Genomic DNA, 8,777 nt, shown 5'->3' with positions numbered 1-8,777 from the left:
TATCTGGGATCCCCAATTTGGCAAGGCGGCGGTGGAAGCCTTCACCCAACCTGGGGGCGGTGGCCCTGTCAACGCGGCCTACTCCGGCCTCTACTACTGGTTCAACACCATCGGCCTGCGCACCAACGGCGATCTCTACGCCGGTGCCATCGGCCTGCTGTTGTTGGCGGCGGTGTTCCTGTTTGCCGGCTGGCTGCACCTGCAGCCCCGCTTCCGGCCCAGCCTGAGCTGGTTCAAGAACGCTGAGGCCCGCCTCAACCACCACCTGGCCGGCTTGTTCGGCGTCAGCTCGCTGGCCTGGACGGGCCACCTGGTGCACGTGGCCATTCCTGAGTCGCGCGGTCAGCACGTGGGCTGGGACAACTTCCTCACCACGCTGCCCCACCCGGCGGGCCTGAAGCCCTTCTTCACCCTCAACTGGGGGGTGTATGCCCAGAACCCAGATACGGCCAACCACGTCTGGGGCACGGCAGAAGGGGCGGGCACGGCCATCCTCACCTTCTTGGGCGGCTTCAACCCCAACACCCAGTCCCTGTGGCTGACGGACATGGCCCACCACCACCTGGCCATTGCGGTCATCTTCATCGTCGCCGGCCACATGTACCGCACCAACTGGGGTATTGGCCACAGCATCCGCGAGATCCTGGGCGCTCACAACCCGCCCAAGGGTACTCCCTTCGGGGGCCTGCTGGGCGAAGGGCACAAGGGCCTCTACGACACGGTCAACAACTCCCTGCACTTCCAGTTGGCGTTGGCGCTGGCCTGCTTGGGGGTGGTGACCTCGCTGGTGGCGCAGCACATGTACGCCCTCAACCCCTACGTGTTCATGTCCATGGATCACACCACGGAAGCAGCTCTCTACACCCATCACCAGTACATCGCTGGATTCTTGATGGTGGGGGCTTTTGCCCATGGGGCCATCTTCCTGGTGCGGGACTACGATCCCGAAGCCAACAAGAACAACGTGCTGGCGCGGGTGCTGGATCACAAGGAGGCGATCATTTCCCACCTGAGCTGGGTATCGCTGTTCTTGGGCTTCCACACGCTGGGGCTGTACGTCCACAATGACGTGATGCAGGCCTTCGGCACGCCGGAGAAGCAGATCCTGATTGAGCCAGTGTTTGCTCAGTTCATTCAAGCTTCCCACGGCAAGATGCTCTACGGCATGGACGTGTTGTTGTCCAACCCGGATAGCATCGCCTCTACGGCTTGGCCCAACTACGGCAATGTGTGGCTACCGGGCTGGCTGCAAGCCATCAACGATCCCAATGGGTTCCTCTTCCTGCCCATTGGTCCTGGTGACTTCCTGGTGCACCACGCCATTGCTCTCGGCCTGCACACCACGACGTTGATCCTGGTCAAAGGGGCGCTGGATGCCCGCGGCTCCAAGCTGATGCCGGACAAAAAAGACTTTGGCTACAGCTTCCCCTGCGACGGGCCGGGTCGGGGTGGCACCTGCGACATCTCCGCCTGGGACGCTTTCTACCTGGCCATGTTCTGGATGCTGAACACCATTGGCTGGGTGACCTTCTACTGGCACTGGAAGCACCTGGGGATCTGGAGCGGCAACACCGCCCAGTTCAACGAGAACTCCACCTACCTGATGGGCTGGCTGCGGGACTACCTCTGGGCCAACTCTGCCCAGTTGATCAACGGCTACAACCCCTACGGCATGAACAACCTGGCGGTTTGGGCCTGGATGTTCCTGTTCGGCCACTTGGTGTGGGCCACGGGGTTCATGTTCTTGATCTCCTGGCGCGGTTACTGGCAAGAGCTGATCGAGACCCTGGTCTGGGCGCACGAGCGCACCCCCTTGGCCAACTTGATCCGCTGGAAGGATAAGCCGGTGGCTCTGTCCATTGTGCAGGGTCGTCTGGTGGGCCTAGCTCACTTCACGGTGGGGTATGTCCTGACCTACGCGGCCTTTGTCATCGCCTCGACGGCTTCCTTGTCTGGCTAGCAAACTCTAGTGGTTAAGTAATTGAGGGATCCCTCCGCGGGATCCCTCTTTTTTTGCTGCTTGGTGGCCTGGGAAGGATGCCAGAGCTAACCCCATGATTTCGGTCGCCCTTGGATCCTGATGTACCTTTTGCCGGCTGGATCCCAGTTCAGAAAATGACGAAGGAGGAGAGGCACACCGCCTACTGTAGCTGCCTATACCGACTGCCGGCCAACCTTGTGCAGGAGCAGGATAGGTTATCTGTGTTGAGGCGTTAAGCCCGAGCTCTACGCCAAAGCTCGGATCCCTGACTATTGGATCCCGAGTTGGCAAGAGAACTACCTGGAAGCTTGCAGCTTGCCCCCAAGGTCGGGAACTTAGGCGATCCCAGCCATCCTGGCTGGGGAATTGAGTGTTGGATAGGTTTTTGCCATTGGATAGAGAGTTATCGGACAAAAAAGCCCGGCCCCGAGGAGCCGAGCTGGAGAGCGGCTCAAAACAAGCTGCTGGGGCTATAGCCGCACCTGCGTCCCCTCAAAGAAGCCGCGGATGATCAGGATGGAGCCTTGTTCGCTGGCAGCGCTTCCCGGATCATCCGCCGTCCCAGCTTCAACGTTGCTGGTGGGAAACTCCTGTTCTAGAAACCACTGGCCGGAGATCCGCTCCGCAGAAGTGGTTGGGTCAAAGACAAGGCTAAGGTTTCCTCTTTGGGTGCCCCCGCCGATATCAAAGCGGTTAAACGGCCCCGATAGCTGTGCTCCGGCTAGGGTACGGAAGATGAAGTCTCCGCTGCTAGGCACAATCCCCTGCAAAACAACTGGGCCTGGAGTGGTTCCCTCTCCATCTCTTTCAGTGCGCAACGAGAAGAAATAGTTAAATGCTGCAGGAGCAACCGGACGCTCAGGGACGGGCAACTGCGGGATCGGAGTGGGGAAAGGTCGTGGCGGCGGGCTGACCTGGACAAAGTTGAGGACTGTGCTGACATTGGCCGGGTCAAACTCCGCTTGTACCCGGCCGTTCAGCAGACGCCGGATGCGCACCAACTGGTTGGGCAAGATGTTCGGACGAGTGGGATCCGGAGCAAATAGCAGCGACTGGGCACCCAACTGGGCGTAGGCGGGACGATAGACGATCTCCGCTTGATTGGGACGGAAGTTCAGGCGGGCAAAGAGAGCCAGGGCATCTTCAGGAGTGCCATCGCCGGCCACGCCCCGCTGCCGCACCACAAAGCTGGCGGAGAAGCTGCCGGTTTGCAGAATGGCAGTGACAGGCCCTTGAGGTGGAGGAGGATTGACAAAGGATCCTGCCGGTGGGTTGCCATTAGGGCCGGGATCTTCATAGAGTACTCCCACGGTAGGGACAATAAGAGAAGAATCTCCCTCTAAGACGACTTGGTTGCCATTGCGGCTAACCAAGATGCGGCGCACGGTTAAAGTTAAAACAGTTTCCGTATCCGGATCGGCAGCTCTAAAGGTTGTGTTGACTCGAATGCGCTGGTCGTTGGGGTTTGTCGAAAGGGCAACCAGGCCGGCAATGCTGAATTGCGTAGATAGCCTGCCGTCGTTGGGGCCGAAGGCGATGAGATTTACCAGCGGCGTGGTTCGGGCAATCTGGAGGGCCAGTGTGCTGGAGCGAAGGGTTGAGTCAATTGTCAGTTCATTGGCTGGGATCTCATTGACCGGCAGAATGCGGGCCTCTACGTTGGTAATGCGGGCCTCTCCGCTGCCTTGAAAGCCGCTGTTCCGCACAGGGATCCCGTTGTCAAACTTTGGGTTGATGTAGTCCAGCCTCAAGCTGGTGGTCTCCAGCACTGAGCCGGGGGTAAAGCGGTACTCCTGCGCCGAGACAAACGCCGTGGGATCCACCTGGACAGGCCCCGGCAAGGCGGGGGATTCGTCAATTTGACCGCAGCCGCCTAGAAGTAAGACTCCACACAAAACTGCCAATGAGCGACCTTTGAAGTTCATACAGCACTGCCTCACACACCCTAATCTGGGGAAATCCACACACAAAATGGAGGAAAAGGCACCCAACCCCAACGCTACAGGTAAGCTGGCCGCCCCTGCTCGAGGCTATGATACCCCATATCTAGGGGATGAACCATTTCCAAAAAAATTTCTTGGATTTGCTTTGCCGCTTGCTTGACAACGCCCCGAGATGCAGTAGAACTAACAGCAGGCATCCGCCTTTGAAACGGGATCCCTCATAATCTTGCCTATGCATAGAGGCAGATTCAGTGGATCCCGGATGGGCGCTGTTGGAAAGATTTGCTGTGGTGTGAGTGAGTGGAGAATTCCCTGATGAAACGACGTTCTGGCTCAGGCCCTGGCCGTGGCGGCCTTTCTCTTCTGGCAACTTGGGCTTCGCTAGCGCTAGCCACTGCCTGCAGCAGCGAGACTGCGGGCGGCTTGCCACCCCTCTTGACCACCAATGGATCCACGCCTCCCCCCGTGGCCGTGGCCCCCACGATCTCGCCCGACCTCACACCCATCACCTTCCGCCCTGGGCCAGACTTTGCCCCCATCACGCCGCCGCCCATTCAGCCCGACCTGCCGGATCCGCCGCAATTTGGGCCAGGGGGCGGCTTTGATGTTGACCAGCCGTTTGCCTCGCTCTCTTACAAGGTGAACCTGACCAACCTGATTGTCCGAGGGGTGATTGCGAGTGTAGACATTCAGGTCTTGAATATCACTTGCGGAACGGATGTTACTGGCGTAATCCGACCTGAGGCCCTGAGCCAGTTTAGAAACCTGCTCATTGGAAGAGGCAACACGTTCACCGACGCTAACGGATTCAACTTTAGCTATACATTTCCAACAGATCCCAGATTTTTTAATGATTTGAGAATTTTCTCCAAGGGAGTGAGACCCGTCCGAAGACTTGACGCGCAAGGACAAATCCAGATTAACGATGAATTAACTGGAGATGATATTGTCTTTATCCTGACTATCCGAGATGCTTTTGGGCAAGTCTTGCGAGTTGACGACTCAATTTTTAGTAGGGAGGAAGAACGAACAGAGATTCGTGGTTCACGGCTTAATGGAGTTCCAGCCTGTGGCAATCTCCCCCAGCCAACGCCCCTGCCGCCTGTACCTATGCTGACTTCAGGCCCTACCCCTGTTCCGACGCCGGTTCCTGTAGGGCCGTCGCCTTTGTTTACCCGCTTCTTACTGCCCAATCCAGCGCCGGTCAACACGCCTGTTACTCTTACTTTCGTGGTTGATAACCAAGTGGCTGGGGCCATTCCCTTGAGTGGTCTGAACTTCCAGGCGATCTTGCCTGAGGGAGTGGCTGTTGCCAATCCTTCCACCCCTGCTGGCATTGCTAATCCAAATACCTGCGGAGGAGTTGTGGGCGCCATACCGGGGACGAGGATCATCAGTCTTTCGGGCGGAGTCTTAGCCGCAGGTGCCACTTGCGAGGTCAATGTTTCTATTCAGGCAACAGCTCCCGGGATCTACACCTTGCCGCTGCTGTTTGTGTCGAACAATCAGACTCTGCCCAGCGCAGCTCCTCCCATCAATCTGGTGGTTAACTAGTGGCTAACCTGTGATGACGACTTTAGCCAGATTTGTGATGCCTATTTTGTAAGTGAGGGTGGCAGGAAATGAACGTGAAGAGGATCAGGATTAGAAAGAATTGGTCGCGGGCTTTGGGCAGTGTAGGCGCTGTTTTCTTCACCACAGCCAGCTTGGTTGGCTGCCAGCAAGCCAAGGACAAGAACGCCACCAGCTTTGTCCCTGGACCGATCATTCCGCCTCAGACTCCTAGCGTGCCCACTGGTGGTACCGAGGTGGGCCTACCTCCCATAGCACCACCAGGGATCCCTTTGCCGGCTCCCACGATTGTCATCCAAACTCCCGTTGCAGCCCCAACCATTCCTCCGATCCCCTCTCCTGCTCCTCTCCCGACTATCAAAGCAGAAACTCCTGCTCCTTCTACCCCTTTCCCTCTTCTTGTTGAAACAGTTAGCGTTGATCCAGCAGAAGTTACGTTTGACTCAAAGACGACTGTTGGCTCTATAAAAACTCTCACGCTTAAGCCGTCTGCTCCTCCGGCCAACGGCAGCTTGGTGTTGAAGTAGAAAGCAGCAACCCGCAGGTGGTGGGCGTTTCCACAACAGCCGCCTCGTTCGTAACAGTTGTCGTTCCACCGGGATCCCCGGATACACCTAAGGTTGTGCTGACGCGTTTGATCCCGGCTACACAGGAGGGCAATGCCACCATCACAGTTACCCGCGACCCGGCCACAACCGCTGCCAATTATCCGGTGGGCAGCGTGAATGTTGCCGTGCCGCTGACCTTAAAGCAGCAATAGACGATTCACCGCTTCTAGTTCTAGAGTTTTGACTTCAGAGTACAGCCGCAGCAGAGGCTTGGTTTTGATTCCCCAGGGGCAGGCTAAGGGCGCTCAGATCTTCCCTGCCTTCGGTAACAGCTTCGACAAGGCACAAGGCAGAAAGCAGGGTATCCCGCTCGGGGGTGGGGCCCAGGTAGCATTCTTCTCTCCCCAGCCGCACCTGGGTGCTCAGGCGGGATCTCTTCAAGAGGTGGCTGCAGCCTGCCGCGCCAAGACCCACTCCACCAGGGTGCGCACGCCGTAGCCGGTGGCGCCTTTGTTGTTGTAGCCCGCATCCTTCTCTGTCCACACCGGGCCGGCTATGTCCAGGTGGGCCCAGGGGGTTTTCTCCACAAATTGCTTGAGGAAGAGGGCAGCGGTGATGGAGCCGCCGGAGCGGGGGCCGGTGTTCTTCATGTCGGCCACGGTGGAGCTGAGGCCCTCGAAATAGCTCTCTTCCAAGGGTAGGCGCCAGATCTTTTCGCCAGAGAGGTTGGCCGCCTGCTGCAGCTCTTGAGCCAGGGCCTCATTGGGGGTAAAGAGGCCGGCAATTTCTTCTCCCAGCGCAATAACGCAGGCGCCGGTTAGGGTGGCTAGATCCACAATGGCGTCCACCCCCAGCTTTTCGGCAAACACCAAAGCATCGGCCAGGGTGAGGCGGCCTTCGGCATCGGTGTTGTTGACCTCAATGGTCTTGCCGTTGGAGGCGGTGAGGATGTCCCCGGGGTGGAGGGCACGGCCGCTAATCATATTTTCAGTGGCGGCGACGATAAAGTGCACCTCTACCTGTGGCTTGAGGGCAGCTAGGGCCCGGGCCGCTCCCAAGACGGCTGCAGCTCCGCCCATATCGGTTTTCATCATGGCAATGCTGCGGGAGTCGGTTTTGATGTTCAGCCCACCGGAATCGAAGGTGAGGCCCTTGCCCACCAGGGCCAGCTTGGCGACGGGATCCCCTTCTTTGGGCTTGTAGGTGAGGTGGATAAACTGGGGCGGCAGATCTGAGGCCTGGGCCACGCCGAGGAAAGCCCCCATGCCTAAGGCTTGGCACTCTTCCCGTCCTAGGATCTCCACCTCTAGGCCGTAGTCTTGGGCCAGTTGCCGGGCAGTGTCGGCCAGGGCAGGGGGTGTGACGACATTGGCAGGGGCGGCCACCAGTTCGCGGGCCAGGATCGTCCCGGCAGCCATCTCGGTGGCCCGCTGCAGGGCGTTTTCATAGTCTTGGCGGGCCTGGGCCAGGCCTGGTACCAGGAGGGTGACTTCCTCAACGGAAAAGCCGCGCTCTTCCTCGGGCTTGGGCTGGGATTTAAAGCGGTTATCCTGGTGGGCCACAAGGAGGCTGGCTTCGGCTACTGCCTGCACCGCCCGCACCGGATCCAGCCCCGTTTCTGGCAAGGACAGCACCACCTGCTTAGCTTTAAGGCTGTGGGCCTGGCGCAGACCATTGGCAGTGGCCCGCCGCAGCGCTTCCAGCGTCAGCGCAGCCGGATCCCCAAGCCCCACCAACACCAGCTTGCGGATGGCTCCTGGCAGGCGCAGAGCAAGGCTGCTATTGGGCTTGCCCTGAAACTTCTGTTCTTGAACCGCTTCCGCCACCAGACCCGACCCCACTTTCTCGTCCAAGGCAGCAATCTCGGCAGGCAGCGAGAAGGTGGCGTTTTCGCCGGTGGGGGCAAAGCAGTAAACCAGGGCGCATTCTGCCTGTGTTAGGGGCGGCTCGCCAAGACGAAGCTGCATGGGAAACCTTTGGCCAAGCTAGGGATAACAGACTCTCAGTGTAGCCAATTCCGCCACTTCTAGGACAGGGGATCCCTTGGCTGGCATCGACGACGTTAGCCTTTAATCAGGAAGGGAGAAAACCAAGGTATGGCCTGGCGGCGGCGTTCCATCCTTCAGCTTGGGGTTATTGCCGGCGCAATGCTCCTGGCGCTGGCGCTAGGGGGGGTGGGATCCCTGGCCCAGGCGCAGAGGCCCCTGGAAGAGCTGCCGCAGCCGGTTCGCCTCAAGCTGCCCCCCGGCCTAGCCCGCTACACCTACGACAAGTCGGCGGGAGACTACTTCGAAGAAATCGAGCCGCTGCTGCCGGGTGGAGCTTATGCCCAGTGGGCCTTCTACCCCGTCCCTGTCTACATTCAGGGGGATCACCCCCAGTGGAAAACCTTTGTGGAGCAGGCGGTAAAGGAGTGGTCGGCCTACATCCCCCTGAAAGTGGTGGGCAAAGAAGAGGAGGCCCTCTACGGGATAAGCATCTACCGCGTTCCTGCCATTGGCGAAGGGATAGCGGGGGCAGCCCGGCCTGAGTTTTTCTTTGCCGCCGATGGCTCGCTGCAGCAGCGGGTGCGCATTGTCATTGCCGAAGGCCAGGGGTTGGCAGAAGTGACGGCGGTGGCCCGGCACGAGATTGGCCATGGGCTGGGGCTGTGGGGCCATAGTCCCAACCCGCGGGATCTGATGTACGGCGGCCACCATGCAGCGGCTACCGGCAATCGCCGCCTGCTGCGGG

At 59.2% G+C, this 8,777-nt stretch carries 7 protein-coding genes; 4 read left to right on the top strand and 3 right to left on the bottom strand.

Annotated features, from left to right (window positions below; all coding sequences use genetic code 11):
• Positions 1-1,960: photosystem I core protein PsaB (gene psaB / locus NW835_RS09480; protein WP_414415148.1), on the top strand; the 1,960-nt coding region annotated here is incomplete at its 5' end.
• Between the two features lie 491 nt (positions 1,961-2,451).
• Here the strand turns inward: psaB and NW835_RS09475 are convergent.
• Positions 2,452-3,906: a hypothetical protein gene (locus tag NW835_RS09475; RefSeq protein ID WP_414415147.1), complete on the bottom strand. Its 1,455-nt coding sequence runs from the start codon at positions 3,904-3,906 to the stop codon at positions 2,452-2,454.
• Positions 3,907-4,389: 483 nt separating this feature from the next.
• On the opposite strand from NW835_RS09475, the gene NW835_RS09470 reads away from it, so the two are divergent.
• Entirely contained in the window at positions 4,390-5,478 is a 1,089-nt protein-coding gene (locus NW835_RS09470) for a hypothetical protein (RefSeq protein WP_414415146.1), read from the top strand.
• 640 nt (positions 5,479-6,118) lie between these two features.
• Positions 6,119-6,256, top strand: coding sequence for a hypothetical protein (locus NW835_RS09465; protein WP_414415145.1), 138 nt, complete (start codon positions 6,119-6,121; stop codon positions 6,254-6,256).
• Positions 6,257-6,290: 34 nt separating this feature from the next.
• Here NW835_RS09465 and NW835_RS09460 read toward each other — a convergent pair whose 3' ends face one another.
• Entirely contained in the window at positions 6,291-6,485 is a 195-nt protein-coding gene (locus NW835_RS09460) for a hypothetical protein (RefSeq protein WP_414415144.1), read from the bottom strand.
• Positions 6,482-8,011: a leucyl aminopeptidase gene (locus NW835_RS09455; protein ID WP_414362345.1), complete on the bottom strand. Its 1,530-nt coding sequence runs from the start codon at positions 8,009-8,011 to the stop codon at positions 6,482-6,484. Before NW835_RS09455 ends, NW835_RS09460 begins: the two co-directional genes overlap by 4 nt.
• A 129-nt stretch (positions 8,012-8,140) precedes the next feature.
• Here NW835_RS09455 and NW835_RS09450 point away from each other — a divergent pair.
• On the top strand, positions 8,141-8,777 hold a 637-nt coding region (locus tag NW835_RS09450), incomplete at its 3' end, for a hypothetical protein (RefSeq protein WP_414415143.1).

The sequence above is a fragment of the Synechococcus sp. OH2 genome, from assembly GCF_047462155.1.
Classification (GTDB): domain Bacteria; phylum Cyanobacteriota; class Cyanobacteriia; order Thermostichales; family Thermostichaceae; genus Thermostichus.
This window is presented reverse-complemented; position numbering and strand designations above follow the sequence as displayed.